Source organism: Paraburkholderia sp. BL6669N2, assembly GCF_003387275.1.
GTDB lineage: Bacteria > Pseudomonadota > Gammaproteobacteria > Burkholderiales > Burkholderiaceae > Paraburkholderia.
On record NZ_QUNA01000001.1, the window covers coordinates 2,846,509 to 2,867,178 of the forward strand.

The window sequence follows — 20,670 nt, forward strand, 5'->3', positions numbered from 1 at the left end:
CGCTGGCCGCTGTCGTTGCGCTAAGCACGACGGGCCGGCGGCAGCGGGCAACATAGCCGCCACGCCTAAAGGCACACACTCGCCGGCCGTTGTCCTTGCACCAAGGGCGGCGGCCGGCAGCAAGCCGCTCAACCATCCACGGCAGTTGTCCTTACATCGAGGACTACCGACCCGCCGCCGCAGCCGCTTGCTTCAGGTGCTCGATCTGCTGTTCCCATCGATCGAGCACCGCCTCTCCGTCCCCTTCCAGTTCGAACGTAATGCCGCTCGTCAGGCGCGCGTAACGAACGCTTTGCGCCTCGGCCGTGTCGATCGAGCCGTGCAGATAGACAAGCCCGCTCACATCGCCCGCGACGCTCGCTAGCGGCGTCATGAGCAACTGCACCTGATAGAACGCCTCGTCGCAGACAAAGGTGAGCGCCGCCCGTCCGCTCTGCGCGATGGCGCGCGTCGCCCTCGCTTGCGGCCACAGCGCGATGCACAACGTGCGCGAATCAAGCGCGTACAACTCGCCGACGCCAAGCAGCGACGTGCGCACATGGCCATTCGTATCGACGCTCAGCAGCGACGCGGTGAAACCCGTCTTGCCGGCGAGCGACGAACCGTCGAACAAGGCGCGCACGGCATCGGGCCATTCATCGAACACGTTCTGTTCGACTGGACGTTCGGGTGTTGGGGAATCGCTCATGATGTCGATGGGATGAGAAGTGAGCCAGTCTGCATCATGCCTTGAAAAGCAAATGGCCCGCCTAAGCGGGCCATTTGAACGCCGGTGATTCACGCCAGGCGATCAGCGAAAGAACACGTGCTGCGTAATCTTGGCGAGCGGGTAATGCACGCCCGGCTGGATCCGCGCCGGCAGATTCAGCGGCTTGAGCAGCATCTTGACACACATGTCGGCCGACAGATTGCGCCGCACCAGCGCATTGATCCGCGCCGCGCGCGCGCGGTTGTAGGTCGAGTCGTGCACGCGCTCCGGATAACGAGTCGCGAAGACGTGCCGCAAGGCGATTTCCGAGTCTTCGTTCTTGATTTCCATGACGCGGCGCATGAGCGCGCCAAGCACAGCCAGCCGGCCGTTGCCTTCGATCTTGTTGTACTTCTTGAAGTACTTGAAAAAGTGCTTGTAGTGACGCACTTCGTCGGTGCGGATGTTGTCGGTGATCTGCTTGAGCACGGGCTCGTCCGAGCATTCGCCGATCGCGCGATACAAGGTCGCGGTGCCGGTTTCCACCACGCAGCGCGCGACCATCTCGAGCGCGCGGGTCTTTTCGAAGTCCTCCACCGAGCAGGTCAGCGAATACTCTTCCATGAAATTACGAAATGCCGTGTCCCAGTCGAATTCGGGCCACACGTAAGCAATATACGTCTTGAGCGCGCGGCCGTGCTGCAACTCTTCCGGCTCCCACTCCTGGTTGAGCCAAGCCGAGACTTCAGGATCGCCGTTAAAGAAAGTGCTCAGATTGCTGGTGTACAGATCGGAGCCGCTTTCGATAAACGAAGACGCGCACAGCAGCAGCAGCAAGTCTTCGTTAGCGACGGCCTTTTGCCGATCAATGCGGGTGAGGTCGATGTCCTCGATCCGCCAGGGCATGACATGGTTCAGCTCTGTATGCATCGTGTCTTGCTCCGAAAGCTGTATCGACTCGCGGAGCATGCTCGAGACCGCCCGCTCTCGGCCGGGCCGGTCCGCCGTGTCTGATACAGCGCCTTGAATTAGAGTTAACCCCTTGTATCCTGCATCTTAGTCGGTGTTTCGCAACTCTGCAGATAACAGAGCACAGACCATGCCGAGGCGCCGCAGTTCCATGGCGCGGTAGTCGAATCATTCGACCGGACAAAAGCGCATCGCGCGGAGCATAAAAAAAGCCAGCTGAAGAGCTGGCTTGAGTTTGCGACGATCGCTCGTCAGTCAGGTTGGACGGGCGTAGCGGCGCTTTGATTCAACGGCGCAAGGCCTGCGCTCAGGCCATCTGAACGCCTCGCGTCGGACGCACGCGGCGCATGCGCCACGCCACGACCACGAGCGAGAGACCCGACAGTAGCGCGGCAATCAGCACGTAATAACTTGGCGCAAGTTTGTCGCCGGTCAAATGAATGAACGTTTCGACGATGGTGGGCGCGAAGCCGCCGAAGATCGTCACGCCGATGCTGTAACCGATTGAAAGACCGGTCGAGCGCACCTGCGTCGGAAAGATTTCGGACATCAGCGCAGGCATCGGTCCGGAATAAGCGGCCTTGAAAATTCCCGCCGTACCCTGCAACACGAGCAGCCAGCCAACGGTCGGATGAGACTGCAGCAGCGCGAACATCGGATAGATCAGCGTGCCCATCAGAATCGAGGTGGTCAGCATGATGCGAATCCGGCCGATGCGATCGGACAATGCGCCCATCACCGGCGAGAGCAGGAACTGCAGGCCGCCGTTGAGCACCACCACGCCGAACGATGCCGCCGCCGGCATGTGCAATTGCTTGACGGCGTACATCGGCATGTAGAGCTGCAGCACATAGACGCCCACCGTGGATTGCGCGACGATGCCGACCGCAAGCAGCAGGTTGACCCACTGACTCGCGAACGAGGCGTCCTTCTCCTCGCTTGCCGTCGAGCGAGCGGCGACCGCTTCGCGCGCCTCGCGCAGCGCGAGGAACTCCGGCGTTTCGTCGAGATGCGAACGGATGTAATAGCCCACCGGCCCGACCAGCAAACCGAACACGAACGGCAGGCGCCAGCCCCAGTCGTTCAGTTGCGCGGGCGGCATCCATGCGGTCAGCAACGAGCCGAACGCGGCGGCCGTAATCGCGGCAAGCCCCTGGCTCGCGAACTGCCAACTCGCGTAATAGCCGCGGCGCGACGCGCTATGCTCGACCATGAACGCCGTCGCGCTGCCGAACTCACCGCCCACCGCGAAGCCTTGCACGAGCCGCGCGAGCAGAATCAGAATCGGCGCCGCGATACCGATCGATGCATACGGCGGCATTACCGCCATCGTGAAGGTGCCGACCATCATCAGCGCAATGGCGAGCGTCAGCGCCGCCTTGCGGCCCTTGCGGTCGCCGTAGATGCCCAGCACGACCGCGCCCAGCGGCCGCATCAGAAACGAAATGCCGAAGGTGGCGATGGCGAGCAGCGTGGAGAGCCACTCGTCCTGCATCGGGAAAAACTGTTTGGCGATGATGGTCGCGAAGTAGCCGTAGACCAGAAAATCGAACCACTCGAGCGCATTGCCGACCGACGACGAAAACACGATCCGCCGCACCATCGCTTTGGATAGCGGCGCGGGCGCGGAATGAGGGGAAGCTGTCGCCGAAGGCGACGCGTGGGTCTGCATGATGTCTCCTGCTCTGTCTGATGCTCGATGCCGGATGTCAGATGCCTGGCGTGCGAGAGGCGACGCCGGCAACCGGTGTATTTGATCTGCGCGGTGCCTTTAGCGTGTAGAGGAATGCGCGCTAAGGCATCGCCTGCGCGCGCAGCGACGCGCCGCTTCGAGCGGCGCCCCGCCTCGCGCATGGATGCCTGCTTAGAACCCCGCGGCCAACCCGTCACGGCGGCTATCGCTCGCCGCGACATACCCGCGCTCCGGATCGTTGCGATCGAGGTTCCAGATGTACTGGCCGGAGCCGAAGTCCATATACGGGTCGTCGACCGACTTGATCGTGTGGCCGAGCTTCTGCAAGGCCTCGGCGGTCTTCGGATCGAGCGTCGATTCGATGTCGATCGTGAAGTCGCGATTGACCTTCCAGCGCGGCGCGTCGCACGCGGCCTGCGGCTGCTGTCCGTAGTCGAGCATCCGCACGATGGATTGCAGGTGGCCTTGCGGCTGCATGTCGCCGCCCATCACGCCGAAGCTCATCACCGCTTCCTGCCGGCCGTCCACCTGCTGCGTGAGGAACGACGGGATGATCGTGTGGAACGGCCGCTTGCCGCCTTCCACCACGTTCGGCGACTTCGGGTCCATCGAGAATCCGCAGCCACGGTTCTGCATGGCGATGCCGCTATCCGGCACCACGATGCCCGAGCCGAAGCCCATGTAGTTCGACTGGATGAAGCTGACCATCATGCCGCGCTCGTCAGCCACCGACATGTAGATGGTCCCGCCAGCCTTCGGCATGCCGAAGTCGAACTGCGTGGCGCGCTTGTGATGGATCAGTTTGGCGCGCGAGGTGAGGTACGCGTCGTCGAGCATCTGCTCCGGCGTGACTTCCATGGAGCGCGGATCTGCCACATAGCGGTAGACGTCGGCGAAGGCCAGCTTCATGGCTTCGATCTGCAAGTGCTGCGACTCGACGTTGTCGACCGCCAGCTCCTTCACATCGAATTTTTCGAGGATGCCCAGCGCGATCAGCGCCGCGATGCCCTGCCCGTTCGGCGGAATTTCGTGCACCGTGTAGCCGCGATAATCCTTGCCGATCGGCTCGACCCAATCCGCTTTGTAGTTGCGCAGATCGTCGAGCGTCAGCGCGCCGCCGCCTTCGCGGGCGAACGCGGCGATCCGTTCAGCGATCTCGCCTTCGTAGTACGCACGCGGGCCTTGTTCGGCGAGCTTGCGCAGCGTCTTCGCGTGGCCGGGGAAGCGCACCAGTTCGCTTACTTCCGGCGCGCGGCCGCGCGGCATGAAGGTTTGGGCAAAGCCCGGCAGATCCTTCAGTTCCGGCACGGCGGCCGCCCACTTATAAGCGACGATGCTCGCCACCGCGTGACCGCGCTCGGCGATTTCAATGGCCGGCTCCATCAGATCGGCGAACGGCAGCGTGCCGAATTTCTGATGCAGCGCTTCCCAGCCGGCGATCACGCCGGGCACCGTCACCGCGTCCCAGCCGCGCTTCGGTTGCTTCGCGAGACCGTTTTCCTCGCCGTACTTGCGCTTGAAGTAGTCGACGTTCCACGCCGCCGGCGAGACACCCGACGCATTCAGGCCATGCAGCTTCTTGCCGTCCCACACCAGCGCGAACGCGTCGCCACCCAGCCCGCAGGAGACCGGCTCGACCACGGTGATGGCCGCGGCGGCCGCGATCGCCGCATCGACGGCATTACCGCCTTTCCACAGCATGCGCAGGCCGGCTTGCGCCGCGAGCGGATGCGAAGTCGAAACGATGTTGCGCGCGAATACAGGCAGACGCGGCGTCGCGTAAGGGTTTTGCCAGTTGAAGCCAGTCATGTCGAACACTCTCGAAAGCACGGCCCGGCATGTGGAAACGCCGGAAGCCATTGGAAACGGATCGAACGCGGGGTGAGGCGAGGTGAAGCGCGAATCAACCGAGGAACCCCGGATTGCATCGTGATCCGGCCCAAAAAACAAATTCATTTATCAAATGAATAAATGCGCAAATGGCCTGAATAGATCGGCGCGCGGTCGTCTCGTCTCCTATGCATGTCGCACGAGTTGGCAGATAAGGTGCGCGATGGTCTTACAATACGCTCACCCCGCTCACGCATCACCCGCTTACCGGCCAGCCTGGCGCGCCGGCGGCGGGCAGCGCCGACAAAAAACCCACGAACCGAGACACATGACCCGAGACCCCCGCCTGACTCTCAATGCCCGGCAACAGGAACTGCTGGAGTGGGTGCAACGCGACGGCTTCGTGACCGTGGACGACCTCGCGGCCCACTTCGACGTGACACCGCAGACGATCCGCCGCGACGTCAACTGGCTCGCCGACATGAACCTGCTGCGCCGTTATCACGGCGGCGCGAGTCTGCCGACCAGCTCCGAAAACGTCTCGTACACGGCGCGTCAGCGCATGTTTCACGACGAGAAACGGCGCATCGCGGCGTTAGTGGCCACTCACATTCCCGATCAGGCGTCGCTCTTCATCAACCTCGGCACCACCACCGAAGAAGTGGCGCGCGCACTCAATCGCCACCGCGGCCTGCGCGTGATCACCAACAACCTGAACGTCGCCAGCATGATGAGCGGCTATCCGGACTGCGAGGTGCTGGTGACGGGCGGCATCGTGCGGCCGTGGGACAAGGGGATCGTCGGCGAACTGGCGATCGATTTCATCCGCCAGTTCAAGGTCGACTTCGCGATCATCGGCACGTCGAGCATCGAAACGGATGGCACACTGCGCGATTTCGACACGCGCGAAGTGCGCGTCGCCGAAGCGATCATCCAGCATGCGCGCACCGTTTTTCTCGCCGCCGACAACTCCAAATTCGGGCGCCCCGCTCTGGTTCGCCAAGGCCATCTCGATCAGATCGACGCGTTGTTCACGGACATCGCACCACCCGCCGAGATGACCGAGACGCTCGCGGCCGCCAACTGCCAGGTGTATATCGCCGGCTGATGCCAGGCGTTTTTCGCCATGTTGCAGCGCACGCGAAACTTCGAGTGAAATCAAGGATCTGACCGCGGCTCCCAACCGCCTCCCATGCACCCAATTGTCAAAGGGAAAATTTACTGGGGCGTATTTGGTGTTTAACGTGCGGATGACTACACTCCAGTTCCCGGCGTACTTTTCCGCATTCTGCGTAGCGCCGTTGCATAAAACTTTCGTTAGAGCCGTACCTCCCGCCTGATCCTTTGCGGACTTCACTGGCAAGAGCCAGTCGCCGGCAAGGCCGTCCGCGTTTGCTTGACATGGAGAGAACGATGCTAAGTCCGCATGAATTCGCCACGTTGTTGCTCGTCAAGGATGCTCCGAACCAGGTCGACATGGAGCGAGAAGAACTCGACGCCCTTCTGGAACGCCAGTTGGTGCAACTCGAACGGCTCGCGTCGGGCAACGAACAATGGCGCGTGACTGAAATCGGCGATAGCGCATTGCGAGCCATCAAGCGTCTTTCCTAGTTTTGCGGGTTTCATTGCGTCTTGCGGCCGGACGAGCGGTTCACGTCCGCCGCCGGGACGGCGCACGCGCCGCGCTTCATCGCACTCGCCCTTGCTACTTTGAAATCTTTCTCTTCGCGTGAAACACAGGACGCCGCCCGGCGTCCGTTTTGTTGTGCCCAAATCATTTACACAGTAAATTGACGCGACGGACTTTCTGCCCTCGCGCATGCCCAAAACGCTCTCCCCCGACGACATCCAGCAATTCCGCGAGGCCATGCGGCGCGTGGCCGAGAATGCGTTCGCGACGCGTGGCGCGGCGGGCGTGACGATGCGCGAGCTGGCGAGAGAGCTGGGTTGCAGCGCCATGACGCCCTACCGCTACTTCCGCGACAAGGAGGAGATTCTCGCGATGGTGCGCGCCGCGGCATTCAACCGTTTCGCGGCGCGCCTCGAAGCGGCCGCGAAGACTGCCCCGGAGACGGATCACTCGGCGGTGAGCGAAGCCTACGTGGCGTTCGCACTCGACGAACCGCACGCCTATCGGCTGATGTTCGATCTGGCTCAGAAGGCCAGCGTCTATCCGGAACTTGCCGCCGCCTCGCAGCGCGCGTGGCGCATGCTCGGCGAGCACTTCGAGCAGCTCGTCGCCGCGGGCATTCTGGAAGGCGATCCGCAACTGATCGGTTACGCGTACTGGGCGAGCCTCCACGGCTTCACCATGCTGACGCTGGCTAATCAGATGCCTTTGCCTCAGGCGCAGCAACCTCCCGGCGCCGGCAATGCGCCGACTCGCGAAGCCGTGTTCGCGCAAATTCGCCGCATGCTGTGGCGCGGCGCACAGCCGCAACGCGCCTAGCGCTCACTGCGCGCGAAACAGATCGGTTCACGAATGGCGACAAGCGAGCCGAACGACGGCGCTCGCGCTTGGGCCTAACCGTTGCGCAACGTCGGATCGACGGCCGCGCGCCAGCTCAACGCCTTGGCCCGCTGTTCGGTGAAGAACGTCACCCACTGGTTACGCACCTGCGGATCGGTGCTCGCGCCCTGGCTCGTGTAATGCTGCGCGATCGACGTCTGGAACGCGCAGAAATCCTCTTTCGACAGCTTGCCGCTGCGGTTCGCCACGTACGCGTCGAACATCGCCGCGTAGACGCCTTGCGCGTCGTTGCCGTAGTCGACCGTTTGGGGACTGCACATCTGCTGCAACGACGCGAACGACGGCGCGCCCCTCGTTCCGCTCAGGCTCGGCGAGCTGACGCACCCCGCGAGAAGCGTAGCGGCGCCGATCATCAAAAGTCCACGCATGAATTCACCTCGAAATGGCTGCTGCCGAGAGTATCGTCCGTGGCCGCGCGTTGCGCCACTATCCGGACAACCGTTAGAGGGGCGCCTAAACAAACCGAACTTTACTTTTTCGAATATGTTCATTAGAGTTCGAAAACGAACACTATCGGTTCGATAGATTTTCCAAACAGTTTTCCGGATACGACGCAGGGGACACAGCAGGTGACGCAAGGCTCGAGATACGATTTGCTCGTCGTGGGCGGCGGGATCAACGGTGCAGGCATCGCGCGCGATGCGGCGGGCCGCGGCCTGTCGGTGCTGCTCTGCGAACAGGACGATCTGGCGGCGCATACGTCGTCGGCCAGCACGAAGCTGATTCACGGCGGCCTGCGCTATCTGGAATATCGCGAGTTCGGCCTGGTGCGCAAAGCGCTGCAGGAGCGCGAGACACTGCTGCGCGCCGCGCCGCACATCATGTGGCCGCTGCGCTTCGTGATGCCGCACATGCCCGATCTGCGCCCGGCCTGGCTGATCCGCGCCGGCCTCTTCCTGTACGACCATCTGGCCAAACGCGAACTCCTGCCCGGCTCGCGTGGCATCGTGATGCGCAATCATCCGGCGGGCGCGCCGCTGGTCGATTCGATCAAGCGCGGCTTTGTGTATTCGGACGGCTGGGTCAACGACGCGCGCCTCGTCGTGCTGAACGCATTGGATGCGCAGGAGCACGGCGCAAAAATTCTTACGCGCACGAAGCTGCTGAGCGCCGTGCGTGCGGGCGGTGAATGGCGCGCACAACTCAAACGCGCGGACGGCACGATTCTGGACGTGCGCGCCGCCTCGATTGCGAACGCCGCGGGCCCGTGGGTCGGCGAACTGCTGCAAGGCGCGCTAGGCCGCGCCGCGTCGCACAGCGTGCGGCTCGTGAAAGGCAGCCACATCGTTACGCGGCGCCTGTTCGATCACGATCACGCGTACATCTTCCAGAATCCGGACAAGCGCATCATCTTCGCGATTCCGTACGAACACGACTACACGCTGATCGGCACGACGGACCTCGAATATCGCGGCGACCCGTCGCAAGTGGCGATCAACGCCGACGAAACGCAGTACCTGTGCGACTCGATCAACCGCTACTTCAAACAGAAGATTTCGCCGGCCGACGTGCGCTGGACGTATTCGGGCGTGCGTCCGCTGCTCGAGGAAGAAGGTGCGGACAATCCGTCCGCGGTCACGCGCGACTACTCGCTCGAACTCGACGCTCCCGCCGGTGAAGCGCCGCTGCTGTCGGTGTTCGGCGGCAAGATCACCACCTTCCGCAAACTGGCGGAAGAAGCCGTCGACAAACTCGCGCAAGCGCTGCGCCACGGCGCGGCTTCGTGGACGGCCGGCGCACCTTTGCCCGGCGGCGACATTCCGAACGCCAACTTCGAGCGCTTTCTGAACGAATTCAAGCAGCAGCATGCATGGCTGCCGGCCGATCTGGCGCATCGCCTCGCCCGCGCTTACGGCACGCGCGTCAAGCATGTGGTCGGCAATGCGCGTTCCGTGGCCGATCTCGGCCGCGCCTTCGCGCCGGGCCTTTACGAAGCGGAACTGACATACCTGCGCGACACCGAATGGGCGCGCAGCGCCCAGGACGTGCTGTGGCGCCGCTCGAAACTCGGCTTGCACGTCGAACCCGGCACGCTCGATTCGATCACACGCGATATCGATGCGTGGTTCGCTCGCGAGCCCGAGCGACAGAGCGCATAGTCAGACATCGCCACGCGGCGCGCTCGCCGCAGTAAAAAACAACCGCATCGATTCACCCCTCGGCTGGACCACGCGGGGCCGCATCATCGCACGTGTTGCTGCCCGCGCAAAACTAGAAGCCGTTCCCGTCGCCGGCTATCCGTCCGGCGATTCATAAAACGCATGGAGAAGAGACAATGCAGGACCAGTACATCCTCGCGCTTGACCAAGGCACCACCAGCTCGCGCGCGATGCTGTTCGACCGGCTCGGCAATATCGTGTCGATCGCGCAAAAGGAATTCCAGCAGATCTATCCGCGTCCGGGCTGGGTCGAACACGACCCGCAGGAAATCTGGTCGACCCAGGCGGGCGTCGCCGCCGAAGCCGTGACGCGTGCCGGCATGAACGGCACTTCGATCGCCGCGATCGGCATCACCAATCAGCGCGAAACCACCATTGTGTGGGATCGCGAAACCGGCCATCCGATCTATAACGCGATCGTCTGGCAAGACCGCCGCACCGCCGACTTCTGCGACCAACTCAAAGAGCAAGGGCTCGAAGAAAAAGTCCGCGCCAAAACCGGCCTGCCGATCGACTCGTACTTCTCGGCGACCAAGATCCGCTGGATACTCGACAACGTCGAAGGCGCGCGCGAAAAGGCCAAACAGGGCCGCCTCGCGTTCGGCACCGTCGACAGCTGGCTCGTGTGGAATTTCACCAAAGGCGGCCTGCACGTCACCGACGTCACCAACGCATCGCGCACGATGCTCTTCAACATCCATTCGCTGAAGTGGGACGACGAACTGCTCGAAGCGCTCGACATTCCGCGCAGCATGCTGCCGGAAGTGCGGCCTTCGTCGGAAGTGTACGGGCCGACCAAGACCACGGTGTTCGCTTCGAAGATTCCGCTCGCGGGCATCGCCGGCGATCAGCACGCCGCCCTCTTCGGCCAGATGTGCACGGAGTCGGGCATGGTGAAGAACACCTACGGCACCGGCTGCTTCCTCGTGATGAACACCGGCGACAAGCCGATCGAATCGAAGAACAATCTCGTCACCACGATTGCGTGGCAGATCGGCGATCAGATCAATTACGCGCTCGAAGGCAGCATCTTCATTGGCGGCGCCGTGGTGCAATGGCTGCGCGACGGCCTCGGCATCATCAAGAATGCCGCTGAGATCGAAACGCTGGCGCGCAGCGTGTCCCACTCCGACGGCGTGTATCTGGTGCCCGCCTTCGCCGGCCTCGGCGCGCCGCATTGGAACGCGCGTGCTCGCGGCACGCTGTTCGGCGTGACGCGCGGCACGTCCTCCGCGCATATTGCGCGCGCCGCGCTCGATTCGATCGCCTACCAATCGCTCGATGTTTTGAAAGCGATGGAAGCCGACTCCGGCATTCGCATCGGCGAATTGCGGGTGGACGGCGGCGCCTGCGCGAACAATCTGCTGATGCAGTTCCAGGCGGACATTCTCGGCGTCGACGCGGTGCGCCCGAAGGTGGCGGAAACGACCGCATTGGGCGCGGCATATCTCGCCGGACTCGCGGTGGGTTACTGGAAAGACGTCGACGAACTGCAAAGCCAGTGGAAGCTCGATCGCCGCTTCACGCCTGCCTTGCCGCACGCCGAGGTCAAGCAATGTCTCGACGGCTGGCAGCGCGCGATTCGCGCCGCGAAGGCCTGGGCCGATACGCCCTGAGCGCATCTTCCAACACCTTCCTTCAACGATATCGACAATAAGGCAGCCGCTTATCCCGCGGCTTCCCTCATAACTATATTTCGGATACCCAACGATGTCTCCTTACATTGCTGAATTCATCGGCACAGCACTCGTGGTGCTGCTCGGCGACGGCGCCGTCGCCAACGTGCTGCTCGCGCGCACCAAAGGCAAAGGCGCGGACCTGATCGTGATCGTCATGGGCTGGGCGATGGCCGTGTTCATCGCCGTCTACGTCACTGCGTCGTTCAGCGGCGCTCACCTGAATCCCGTCGTGACCATCAGCCTCGCGCTGGCGGGCAAATTCGCCTGGGCCAAAGTGCCCGGCTATATCGCGGCGCAAATGCTCGGCGGCATGGCCGGCGCGCTGCTGGTGTGGATGGCGTATCGCCAGCACTTCGCCAAAGAAGCCGACGCCGACGTGAAGCTCGGCGTGTTCTGCACCTCGCCCGCGATTCGCAGCGTGCCGCACAACCTGCTCACCGAAATGATCGCCACATTCGTGCTGATCCTGGGCGTGCTGTATCTGGCTTCGCCGCAAGTCGGTCTCGGTGCGCTCGACGCGCTGCCGGTCGGCCTGCTGGTTCTCGGCATCGGCATCTCGCTCGGCGGCCCGACCGGTTACGCGATGAGTCCCGCTCGCGATCTGTCGCCGCGTTTGATGCACGCGCTGCTGCCGATTCCGGGCAAGCGTGACAGCGACTGGCACTATGCGTGGATTCCGGTTTGCGGCCCGTTGCTCGGCGGCGCGGCGGCGGCGTGTCTGTATCTGTATCTGCACGTGCATTGATCCGCGCGGCGTAGGTAGGGCTCACTCAGGCGTGCATCACGGTGCGCCTGAGCAAAGACGTCACGGAAAGCAGCGGCGCCGCTCAGGCGCCGCCAAAGCACGTATCATGACGCTTTCACTTACCGCGCATGCGCTTGCAATTGCCTTGCCCATGCGCTTCGCTTTCCGTTTTCAGGCATGATCGACCACCTCATTTGTGACTGCGACGGCGTCCTCGTCGACAGCGAAATCATCGCTGACCGCGTGATGCTCGAAACGCTGACCGCCACGTTTCCCGGCCTCGACTTCGAACCCATCGTCAAGACGGCCTTCGGTCAGCAAACGTCGCGCTTTCTCGAAGGCATCGAGAAGTCGTTCGATATCACGCTGCCCGCGAATTTTTTCGACACCATCGAACACAACGTCGAGCTCGAACTCGCGGCTTCGCTGAGCCCGATCAACGGCGTGCGCGACGCCTTGCAACGCGTCACGTTGCCGGCGGCCGTCGTGTCGAACAGCCGGATGGCGCGCGTGAACGCGTCGGTGAGGCGCGCGGGTTTGCAGCAGATTTTCGGCGAACGCATTTTCAGCGCGGAACAGGTGGCGCGGCCGAAGCCCTATCCCGACGTGTATCTGTTCGCCGCGAAAACGCTGGGCGTGGAACCGTCGCGATGTGTGGTGGTGGAAGACAGCGTGGCGGGTTTGAATGCCGCGCGCGCGGCGGGCATGAAGACGATCGCTTTCGTCGGCGCGAGCCATATTCCCGATGGCTACGCGGACGCGCTGCGCAAGATGGGCATGACGCGGATCATGCAGCATATGGATGAGTTGCCCGCGCTGGTCGAAGCCGGCGTACGCGGCGAGTTCGGCGACGTGCAGTCGTAGCACTGGCGGCAATTGGAAAAGCCGGCAATTCAAGCTTGCCGGCTTTTTTGCATCTACGCGGGAGCGGGAGCGAATGCGCGCATCACCTCATGCGCGCGCACGAGTCACACCTCGTCAGCCACGCATTCGCGCGCCTGCGCCAGCGCCTGACGAAACTCCACCAGCTCGGCGATGGTCAGCATCGGCAGATTGTGTTGCGCGGCGAAGCGCTCCACGTCTGCACCGCGCGTCATCGTGCCGTCCGGGTTCATCAGTTCGCACAGCACGCCGGCCGGCTTCAGACCCGCGAGAATCGCGAGGTCGACCGTGCCTTCCGTGTGGCCTCGGCGAGCCAGCACGCCGCCGGGTTGCGCACGCAGCGGGAACACGTGACCAGGACGCACAATATCGGCGGGCTTCGCCGTGTCGGCGATCGCGGCGCGAATGGTCGTCACGCGATCGAGCGCGGAGACTCCGGTAGTCACGCCGTCGCGTGCTTCGATCGAGACCGTGAACGCGGTGCCGTGACGGCTTTCGTTGTTGACGGACATGGGCGGCAGTTCGAGCGCGCGGATCTTCTCGTCGGGCAAACACAGGCAAACGATGCCGCTGCATTCGCGGATCAGCAACGCCATGGTTTCGACGGACAGACGCTCGGCGGACACGATCAGATCGGCCTCGTTCTCACGGTCGTGGTCGTCTTGCAGAACGACGGCGCGGCCATCGCGCATGGCTTGCAAGGCGGCGGCGATACGCGGCGGAACGGCTTCGGTGGCGAGCAGCGGGAGGTCGAGGAATGCGCTATCCGCAATCGTCGACGGAGCAGGGAAAGTAGCAAAGGTCATGATTGAAACGCTCATCGCAAAAGTTGGGCGAGAAACGTTTCAGGGCATTGCAAACAGACAAAGACGCGCCGTTGAACGCCGCGCAAAGCGACGCTCGCGCACCGCCTCGACCTGCAAGCGGCGCCACGGAAACGAACATGACTATCTGCACATCTTCTTCCATCCGGACTCTAACCGTCGGCTCTGGCTTCTCACCAGATCTGCTGACCCCACTTCAGTCTTTCCGTTCAGAAGACCGTACGACGTGGGCGCTCGCGGGCTCACCGGCTCACGCTTTCGCGTTGCCGGCATACCGCCGGTGGGGAATTTCGCCCCGCCCTGAAGACGCACTGATTGCCGGATCGACCGGCTGGCAAAGCATACAGCAGTCGCGCCGCACCTGCAGCGCAACCCTACTCGTCAGACGGAGATCTCCGACTCGGAGCACATCCGTCCCTCACGATACCGATGATCAAACCGGCGCGGCCTCGCGGGCCGGTTCGTGGTGCGCTTGAACATCCCAGCGCGGCGGCGTCTCCGCTTTCAACGTCACGCGAAACGCGCGCGCTTCCGTGTCGCCAGGATTGCGCAGGCTATGCGGCTGGTCGGCGTCGAACACGATCGCGTCGCCCGTGGCCAGCAACTGGCGTTGATCATGGAGGCTGACTTCCAGCGTGCCTTCGCTCACCACCAGATTCACCGTGGTGCCAGGCGCGCGGCGCGTGCCGGCTTCGGTGTGCAGCGGCGCGATACGTAATTCGTGAAACTCGGCGGCGGTCGGCTCGGCGTCGGGATAAAGCGGCCGGGCCGAATAGCGTCCGTTCGAACTGACGACACGCGACGAACGCTCCGCCGGCAAATGCTCGAAGCCGTTGGTCGCGTGACGCCGCAAGAAAGCCGCCACCGACACCTTCAACGCCGCCGCCACTTTGCACAGCACCTTGATGGACGGCACGCTGCGCGCCGACTCGATCTGCGCGAGCATGGCGCGAGAGACGCCGGACGCGCGAGCCAAAGCGTCGAGCGACAGTTGCCGCTCGGCGCGCAAACGGGCGAGATTCACGCCGACCAGATGTTCAAGTGCATCGAAGGGTTCAGCGGCACGCGGCGACGTATCGGTGTCAGCCGTGGGATCACGAACCAGCGCAAGCGGGGAATGCATGATTGCCTCCAGGAGCGCCGCCGGACGGCGGGCAAACGGTTAGTGGAAGCAAGATAGCATCGCGCCGCGCCACGCCCAACGAAGTTATCTTCACACTGTTATCAGCATTGCGGAGGACGTTTTCCGCAATGCTTGTGCGAATTATTCATAAGGGCGCGGGTGCGGCGATTCGCGGACTCAAGCACGCTCACGCCCGCTGCGCCACCGTCGTCGCCGGCGCATCCATGCGCGCCGCGAACCACGTCAGCAGCAACGCCGCCACGCTGACCGCTGCCGCCACCCACGGCAAGGTATCGAGCGAATGGCCGTGATTGATCACCAGGCCGCCGAGCCACGCGCCGCCCGCATTGCCGACGTTGAACGCACCGATATTCAGCGTCGAAGCCAGATTCGGCGCCGCGGCCGCTTTCTCGACTACGCGCGTCTGCAACGGCGGCACCGTGGCGAACGCGGCAATGCCCCATACGAAGATCGTGATCGCCGCGGCCACTTGCGAATGGCTGGTGCGCGCGAAGATCGCCATCACCACCGCGAGCGCCACCAGAATACCCATCAGCGACGGCATCAGCGCACGGTCCGCCAGCTTGCCGCCGATCGTATTACCGATCGTCAGACCCACGCCGAACAGCACCAGGATCAGCGTCACGCCGCGCGGCGAGAAGCCGCTCACCTGCTCGAGAATCGGCGCGATATAGGTGAACACGACGAACACGCCGCCGAAGCCGAGCACCGTCATCGCGAGCGCGGTCCAGACTTGCGGATCCTTCAACACGCGCACTTCGTGACCGAGGCCGACCGGGCCGGCGTCATGACGATTCGGCACCAGCGCCGTCACGCCCGCAAGCGACAGCACGCCGAACGCGCTGACAATCCAGAACGCCGCGCGCCAGCCGAATTCCTGGCCGACGAACGTGCCGAACGGCACGCCGAGCACGTTCGCGAGCGTCAGGCCGGTGAACATGAGCGCAATCGCGCTGGCGCGCTTTTCGGCCGGCACGAGTGAAGCCGCCACCACCGCGCCGATGCCGAAGAACGAACCATGCGCGAACGACGTCACCACGCGCGCGATCATCAGCACGGAATAGCTGGACGCGACCGCGCACAGCGTATTGCCGACGATGAACACGCCCATCAGCAACTGCAACGCCAGCTTGCGCGGCATCTTGCTGGTCACCACCGCGAGCAGCGGCGCGCCGACCGCGACGCCGAGCGCGTAGCCGCTCACCAGCAATCCCGCCGACGGAATCGACACCGCCAGATCGTGCGCGACCTCGGGCAGCAAGCCCATGATCACGAACTCCGTCGTGCCGATTGCGAATGCGCTGATCGCCAGCGCGAGTAATGGAATGGGCATTTCTCTTCTCCAGGTTCTAAATTTGAGCGTGATGCAGCGCGGTCACGAATTCGACGACGACGCCTGGCGCGAGCGCCACGAACATTTGCGCCTGTGCCTCTTGCGGTCCCATCTGCGGCACGCGCGCGGTTTGAAAGTCGACGCCGTGCGCATGCAGGCGGCCAAGCAGCGCCTGCCATTCGGCGGCGCTCTCCAGCCGGAAGGCGATGTGGTCGATGCGCGGCGCCGTCCTGCCACCCGCGGCGGGCGCTGTCGCGCCGATCAGGTGAATCAGCGGCCGGCCGTTCGCGTACAGCCAGTAGCCATCAATCGAAAACGGCGGCCGGGCGCCTTCGGTCAGCCCGGCGACGTCGACGAAAAAACGTCGGGCCGTGTCGAGGTCGGCAGTGACGATGGTCGCGTGATCGAGTTGCATGGCGTGTCGGCCCCAGGGTTTTCCATGAGCGCATTGTCGGGGCTGCGTGTCAATTTGATAATTGGCGTAGCATTTGAAGCATTTTCAAATCTCATTTGAAAGATTCCTCATGGACAACCTCGGTGACATTCGCCTGTTCGTTGAAGCGGCGCAGCAGGGCAGCCTGTCGGCCGCGGGCCGCAAGCTGGGACTGACGCCCGCCGCCGCCAGCGCGCGCCTTGCCAAGCTCGAAGCCGGCCTCAAAGCGCGCCTGTTCGAGCGCACCACCCGTCAACTCAGGCTCACGGACGAAGGCCGCCTGTACCTGAACTGCTGCCGTCAGGCGCTGCAATCGCTCGACGACGCCGAAGCGGCCCTGCAAGCCGGTCAAGGTGTCGTGCGCGGCAAGGTGCGGGTGTCGGCGACCTCGGACTTCGGCCGCAATCTGCTGATGCACTGGCTCGACGAATTCAACGCGCTGTATCCGGAAGTGACCTTCGCGCTGACGCTGTCGGACTCGCTGGCGAATCTGGTGCAGGAGGACATTGATCTGGCGATCCGCTTCGGCGTGCCCCAGGACAGTTCGCTGGTCGCCCGCAAGCTGGCGCCGAACCGGCGCGTGCTGTGCGCGTCGCCGGACTACATCGCGCGCAAGGGCGAGCCGAAGGATCCGCACGATCTGGCCAATTTCGACTGCATCGTGCTGGCCACCGCCGCTGGGCTCGCGAACGAGTGGCGCTTCACGCGCGGCGACGAGGTGCAGCACTACACCGTGCCGTTCGAAACCGCCCGCGAAACCAACGACGGCGCGGTCGCCCGCGAATGGGCGCTGCGCGGTTACGGCATCGCGATCAAGTCGATGTGGGACGTGGAAGCCGACCTGCGCGCCGACGGCCTGAAGATCCTGCTGCCGGAATGGCGTTATCCGGACGCGCCGCTGCACGCGCTCTACCATCGCAACCGCTTCATGGCGCCGCGCGTGCGCGTGTTGCTGGATTTTCTGAGCGAGCGTTTCGCGCAGGTGTCGGACGAACTGGAAGGCCTGCTGGGCTTGCCGCCGGAGCGTGCGCACAGCGAGGCGGCCGGGGAAACCGCATCGCGCGAAGGGCTATAATAATGAGCTACGCTGCAAACGTGCCCCGAAAGCTGCCCACGGCGGCCCATGACGGTAAATCAGCGCCGCCCCGCGGCCCGCTCGCACGTTTCGCCCTGTTCACCTTTTTAAACGATGCCCCCAGGTTAACCACTGCGACCGGCGAAATTCAATGACCAAGAAAGTTTATGTAAAGACCTTTGGCTGCCAGATGAACGAGTACGACTCCGACAAGATGGTCGACGTACTCGGCGCGGCTGAGGGCCTCGTCAAGACCGACACGCCGGAAGACGCGGACGTCATTCTGTTCAACACGTGCTCGGTGCGCGAAAAGGCGCAGGAAAAAGTATTCTCCGACCTCGGCCGCGTGCGCGAGTTGAAGGAAGCGAATCCCAATCTGATCATCGGTGTGGGCGGCTGCGTGGCGAGCCAGGAAGGCGCGGCAATCGTGTCGCGCGCGCCATACGTCGATCTGGTGTTCGGCCCGCAAACACTGCACCGTCTGCCGCAAATGATCGACAAGCGCCGTGAAAGCGGCCGCGCGCAAGTGGACATCTCGTTCCCGGAAATCGAAAAGTTCGATCATCTGCCGCCGGCGCGCGTCGACGGCCCGAGCGCGTTCGTGTCGATCATGGAAGGTTGCAGCAAGTACTGCAGCTATTGCGTCGTGCCGTACACGCGCGGCGAAGAAGTGTCGCGTCCGCTGGATGACGTGCTGACCGAAATCGCCGGCCTCGCCGACCAGGGCGTACGCGAAGTCACGCTGCTCGGCCAGAACGTGAACGCGTACCGCGCCGGTCTCACACTGGGTTCGACAGAAATCGCCGACTTCGCCCAGTTGATCGAATACGTCGCGGATATTCCGGGCATCGAACGGATTCGCTACACCACGTCGCATCCGAAGGAATTCACGCAGCGCCTGATCGACACCTACGCGAAAGTGCCGAAGCTCGTCAGCCATCTGCATTTGCCGGTGCAGCACGGCTCGGACCGCATCCTGATGGCCATGAAGCGCGGCTACACGGTGCTCGAATACAAGTCCGTGATCCGCAAGCTGCGCGCGATCCGCCCCGACCTGTCGCTCTCCACGGACATGATCGTCGGCTTCCCCGGCGAGACGGAAGAAGACTTCGACAAGATGATGGCGCTCGTGCACGAGATGAAGTACGACACCAGCTTCTCGTTCATCTACAGTCCGCGTCCCGGCACGCCGGCCGCGAATCTGCACGACGACACGCCGCGCGAAGTGAAGCTCAGGCGTCTGCAACATTTGCAGGCCACCATCGAGGAAAACGTGCAGCGCATCAGCGATTCGATGGTCGGCAAGATCGAGCGCATACTGGTCGAGCGCCCGGCCCGCAAGGATCCGAACGAACTCGCCGGCCGCACCGAGAACAACCGCGTGGTGAATTTCCCAGCGCCGGTCGCGTCGCACGCCAGGCTGATCGGCCAGATGGTCGACGTGAAAATCGTCAAAGCGTACCCACATTCGCTACGTGGCGAGCTCGTGCTGGTTCATGACGACGCCCCGGCCACGACCCACTAAGCGACGCAAACCCGCGCCGCCAACCCGCGTATCGAAACCGACAGGATCGACCTACCGCCTTGAAGACCACTCAGCAGCATCTGGAATTCACCGCACCGCGCGAAGACAACGCGCGGCTCGCCAACCTCTGCGGCCCGCTCGACGAGAATCTGCGCCAGATCGAGCAGGCGCTCGACGTAACGCTGCAACGCCGTGGCCACCGCATCACGATTCGCGGGCGTGGCGCGAAACTCGCGCTCACCGCGCTCGAAAAGTTCTACGACAACTCGCAGAAGCCACTGTCGGTCGACGATATCCAGCTCGCGCTCGTTGAAGTGCGTCAGCCGGCACGGCGTCGCACGAACGGCAACGGCCATGGCACGGAAGCGCTAGACCCGCGTTTCCCCGGCAATCCGGATCATCCATTCGACGAGCCCGCCGACGCCGGCGACGACGACCTCGAAGAACTCGGCCCGAAGCTGTACACGCGGCGCGCTGACCTGCGCGGCCGCACGCCGGCGCAGCGCGAGTATCTGAAGCAGATCATCTCGCACGACGTGACCTTCGGCATCGGCCCGGCCGGCACCGGCAAGACCTATCTCGCGGTGGCTTGCGCGGTGGACGCGCTCGAACGCGATCAGGTCAAACGCATCGTGCTGACGCGTCCGGCTGTCGAAGCGGGCGAGCGTCTCGGCTTCCTGCCGGGCGATCTGGCGCAAAAGGTCGATCCGTATCTGCGTCCTTTGTACGACGCGCTGTACGATCTGCTCGGCTTCGACAAGACCGCCAAGATGTTCGAGCGGCAAATGATCGAAATCGCGCCGCTCGCCTACATGCGCGGCCGCACGCTGAATCACGCGTTTATCATCCTCGACGAGGCGCAGAACACCACGCCCGAACAGATGAAGATGTTCCTCACGCGGATCGGCTTCGGCTCGAAAGCGGTGGTCACCGGCGACACGACTCAGGTCGACTTGCCGCGCGGCCACAAGAGCGGGCTGATCGAAGCGCAGCAGGTGCTGGCCGACGTGCGCGGCATCGCGCTGACACGCTTTACCAGCGCGGACGTGGTGCGGCATCCGCTGGTCGCGCGAATTGTGGAGGCGTACGATGCGCATTCGCAGAAAACCGCCAGTCCGGCGGATTCGCGCTGAGCGCCCGCAGCTATAAAGAACGCAACGA

General features: G+C 63.5%; 19 protein-coding genes and 1 riboswitch. Of the genes, 10 read left to right on the forward strand and 9 right to left on the reverse strand.

The window, feature by feature from the left end:
• Positions 1-163: 163 nt before the first annotated feature.
• The 4 genes from B0G80_RS12875 to ggt form a co-directional block, all read right to left on the reverse strand.
• A complete protein-coding gene (locus tag B0G80_RS12875; protein ID WP_116118244.1) occupies positions 164-688 on the reverse strand; it encodes a hypothetical protein in 525 nt (174 codons plus the stop codon).
• A 102-nt stretch (positions 689-790) separates the two neighbouring features.
• Positions 791-1,618, reverse strand: a complete 828-nt coding sequence (locus B0G80_RS12880) for a ferritin-like domain-containing protein (RefSeq protein WP_106284131.1) — start codon at positions 1,616-1,618, stop codon at positions 791-793.
• A gap of 346 nt (positions 1,619-1,964) precedes the next feature.
• Positions 1,965-3,329 (reverse strand): MFS transporter, encoded by a 1,365-nt coding sequence (locus B0G80_RS12885; protein ID WP_116118245.1) that lies wholly within the window; start codon positions 3,327-3,329, stop codon positions 1,965-1,967.
• A gap of 192 nt (positions 3,330-3,521) precedes the next feature.
• On the reverse strand, positions 3,522-5,159 hold the full coding sequence (gene ggt, locus B0G80_RS12890) for a gamma-glutamyltransferase (RefSeq protein ID WP_116118246.1): 1,638 nt from the start codon (positions 5,157-5,159) through the stop codon (positions 3,522-3,524).
• A 349-nt stretch (positions 5,160-5,508) separates the two neighbouring features.
• Between ggt and B0G80_RS12895 the strand changes: the two genes are divergently transcribed.
• The 3 genes from B0G80_RS12895 (at position 5,509) to B0G80_RS12905 (ending at position 7,629) form a co-directional block, all read left to right on the forward strand.
• Positions 5,509-6,288: a DeoR/GlpR family DNA-binding transcription regulator gene (locus B0G80_RS12895; RefSeq protein WP_116118247.1), complete on the forward strand. Its 780-nt coding sequence runs from the start codon at positions 5,509-5,511 to the stop codon at positions 6,286-6,288.
• A gap of 305 nt (positions 6,289-6,593) precedes the next feature.
• The gene (locus B0G80_RS12900) at positions 6,594-6,791 is read left to right on the forward strand and encodes a hypothetical protein (protein WP_166679045.1); all 198 of its coding nucleotides are present in this window, start codon (positions 6,594-6,596) and stop codon (positions 6,789-6,791) included.
• Between the two features lie 208 nt (positions 6,792-6,999).
• A complete protein-coding gene (locus B0G80_RS12905; RefSeq protein WP_116118248.1) occupies positions 7,000-7,629 on the forward strand; it encodes a TetR/AcrR family transcriptional regulator in 630 nt (209 codons plus the stop codon).
• A gap of 74 nt (positions 7,630-7,703) precedes the next feature.
• Here B0G80_RS12905 and B0G80_RS12910 read toward each other — a convergent pair whose 3' ends face one another.
• Positions 7,704-8,078: a hypothetical protein gene (locus B0G80_RS12910; RefSeq protein ID WP_116118249.1), complete on the reverse strand. Its 375-nt coding sequence runs from the start codon at positions 8,076-8,078 to the stop codon at positions 7,704-7,706.
• Positions 8,079-8,279: 201 nt separating this feature from the next.
• Here B0G80_RS12910 and glpD point away from each other — a divergent pair, with 201 nt between their 5' ends.
• The 4 genes from glpD (at position 8,280) to B0G80_RS12930 (ending at position 13,157) form a co-directional block, all read left to right on the forward strand.
• Complete coding sequence (gene glpD / locus B0G80_RS12915; protein WP_116118250.1) at positions 8,280-9,809, forward strand: glycerol-3-phosphate dehydrogenase; 1,530 nt, start codon at positions 8,280-8,282, stop codon at positions 9,807-9,809.
• Positions 9,810-9,985: 176 nt separating this feature from the next.
• A complete protein-coding gene (gene glpK / locus B0G80_RS12920) occupies positions 9,986-11,485 on the forward strand; it encodes a glycerol kinase GlpK (protein WP_106284045.1) in 1,500 nt (499 codons plus the stop codon).
• A 94-nt stretch (positions 11,486-11,579) separates the two neighbouring features.
• Complete coding sequence (locus B0G80_RS12925) at positions 11,580-12,293, forward strand: MIP/aquaporin family protein (protein WP_116118251.1); 714 nt, start codon at positions 11,580-11,582, stop codon at positions 12,291-12,293.
• 177 nt (positions 12,294-12,470) lie between these two features.
• Positions 12,471-13,157 (forward strand): HAD family hydrolase, encoded by a 687-nt coding sequence (locus B0G80_RS12930; protein ID WP_106284043.1) that lies wholly within the window; start codon positions 12,471-12,473, stop codon positions 13,155-13,157.
• A 104-nt stretch (positions 13,158-13,261) separates the two neighbouring features.
• On the opposite strand, the gene ribB is transcribed toward B0G80_RS12930, so the two are convergent.
• From ribB to B0G80_RS12950, 4 genes are all read right to left on the reverse strand, one after another.
• On the reverse strand, positions 13,262-13,981 hold the full coding sequence (ribB, locus tag B0G80_RS12935) for a 3,4-dihydroxy-2-butanone-4-phosphate synthase (protein WP_116118252.1): 720 nt from the start codon (positions 13,979-13,981) through the stop codon (positions 13,262-13,264).
• Between the two features lie 147 nt (positions 13,982-14,128).
• A riboswitch (FMN riboswitch) is annotated at positions 14,129-14,311 on the reverse strand.
• 121 nt (positions 14,312-14,432) lie between these two features.
• The gene (locus tag B0G80_RS12940; RefSeq protein WP_116118253.1) at positions 14,433-15,122 is read right to left on the reverse strand and encodes a helix-turn-helix domain-containing protein; all 690 of its coding nucleotides are present in this window, start codon (positions 15,120-15,122) and stop codon (positions 14,433-14,435) included.
• 187 nt (positions 15,123-15,309) lie between these two features.
• Complete coding sequence (locus B0G80_RS12945) at positions 15,310-16,476, reverse strand: MFS transporter (protein ID WP_116118254.1); 1,167 nt, start codon at positions 16,474-16,476, stop codon at positions 15,310-15,312.
• Positions 16,477-16,492: 16 nt separating this feature from the next.
• Positions 16,493-16,891: a VOC family protein gene (locus B0G80_RS12950; RefSeq protein ID WP_116118255.1), complete on the reverse strand. Its 399-nt coding sequence runs from the start codon at positions 16,889-16,891 to the stop codon at positions 16,493-16,495.
• Positions 16,892-17,000: 109 nt separating this feature from the next.
• On the opposite strand from B0G80_RS12950, the gene B0G80_RS12955 reads away from it, so the two are divergent.
• The 3 genes from B0G80_RS12955 (at position 17,001) to B0G80_RS12965 (ending at position 20,642) form a co-directional block, all read left to right on the forward strand.
• Complete coding sequence (locus tag B0G80_RS12955; RefSeq protein ID WP_116118256.1) at positions 17,001-17,984, forward strand: LysR family transcriptional regulator; 984 nt, start codon at positions 17,001-17,003, stop codon at positions 17,982-17,984.
• A gap of 151 nt (positions 17,985-18,135) precedes the next feature.
• The gene (gene miaB, locus B0G80_RS12960) at positions 18,136-19,509 is read left to right on the forward strand and encodes a tRNA (N6-isopentenyl adenosine(37)-C2)-methylthiotransferase MiaB (RefSeq protein ID WP_116118257.1); all 1,374 of its coding nucleotides are present in this window, start codon (positions 18,136-18,138) and stop codon (positions 19,507-19,509) included.
• A gap of 59 nt (positions 19,510-19,568) precedes the next feature.
• Positions 19,569-20,642, forward strand: coding sequence for a PhoH family protein (locus B0G80_RS12965; RefSeq protein WP_116118258.1), 1,074 nt, complete (start codon positions 19,569-19,571; stop codon positions 20,640-20,642).
• Positions 20,643-20,670: the final 28 nt, after the last annotated feature.

Excerpts from the sequence above, each read along its gene's own strand:
- B0G80_RS12955 (WP_116118256.1), top strand. The coding sequence starts at position 17,001 with ATGGACAACCTCGGTGACATTCGCCTGTTCGTTGAAGCGGCGCAGCAG.
- B0G80_RS12905 (WP_116118248.1), top strand. The coding sequence starts at position 7,000 with ATGCCCAAAACGCTCTCCCCCGACGACATCCAGCAATTCCGCGAGGCC.
- ribB (WP_116118252.1), bottom strand. The coding sequence starts at position 13,981 with ATGACCTTTGCTACTTTCCCTGCTCCGTCGACGATTGCGGATAGCGCA.
- B0G80_RS12875 (WP_116118244.1), bottom strand. The coding sequence starts at position 688 with ATGAGCGATTCCCCAACACCCGAACGTCCAGTCGAACAGAACGTGTTC.
- B0G80_RS12945 (WP_116118254.1), bottom strand. The coding sequence starts at position 16,476 with ATGCCCATTCCATTACTCGCGCTGGCGATCAGCGCATTCGCAATCGGC.
- B0G80_RS12930 (WP_106284043.1), top strand. The coding sequence starts at position 12,471 with ATGATCGACCACCTCATTTGTGACTGCGACGGCGTCCTCGTCGACAGC.
- glpK (WP_106284045.1), top strand. The coding sequence starts at position 9,986 with ATGCAGGACCAGTACATCCTCGCGCTTGACCAAGGCACCACCAGCTCG.
- B0G80_RS12895 (WP_116118247.1), top strand. The coding sequence starts at position 5,509 with ATGACCCGAGACCCCCGCCTGACTCTCAATGCCCGGCAACAGGAACTG.
- B0G80_RS12940 (WP_116118253.1), bottom strand. The coding sequence starts at position 15,122 with ATGCATTCCCCGCTTGCGCTGGTTCGTGATCCCACGGCTGACACCGAT.
- miaB (WP_116118257.1), top strand. The coding sequence starts at position 18,136 with ATGACCAAGAAAGTTTATGTAAAGACCTTTGGCTGCCAGATGAACGAG.
- B0G80_RS12925 (WP_116118251.1), top strand. The coding sequence starts at position 11,580 with ATGTCTCCTTACATTGCTGAATTCATCGGCACAGCACTCGTGGTGCTG.
- B0G80_RS12885 (WP_116118245.1), bottom strand. The coding sequence starts at position 3,329 with ATGCAGACCCACGCGTCGCCTTCGGCGACAGCTTCCCCTCATTCCGCG.
- B0G80_RS12910 (WP_116118249.1), bottom strand. The coding sequence starts at position 8,078 with ATGCGTGGACTTTTGATGATCGGCGCCGCTACGCTTCTCGCGGGGTGC.
- ggt (WP_116118246.1), bottom strand. The coding sequence starts at position 5,159 with ATGACTGGCTTCAACTGGCAAAACCCTTACGCGACGCCGCGTCTGCCT.
- B0G80_RS12880 (WP_106284131.1), bottom strand. The coding sequence starts at position 1,618 with ATGCATACAGAGCTGAACCATGTCATGCCCTGGCGGATCGAGGACATC.
- B0G80_RS12950 (WP_116118255.1), bottom strand. The coding sequence starts at position 16,891 with ATGCAACTCGATCACGCGACCATCGTCACTGCCGACCTCGACACGGCC.
- B0G80_RS12900 (WP_166679045.1), top strand. The coding sequence starts at position 6,594 with ATGCTAAGTCCGCATGAATTCGCCACGTTGTTGCTCGTCAAGGATGCT.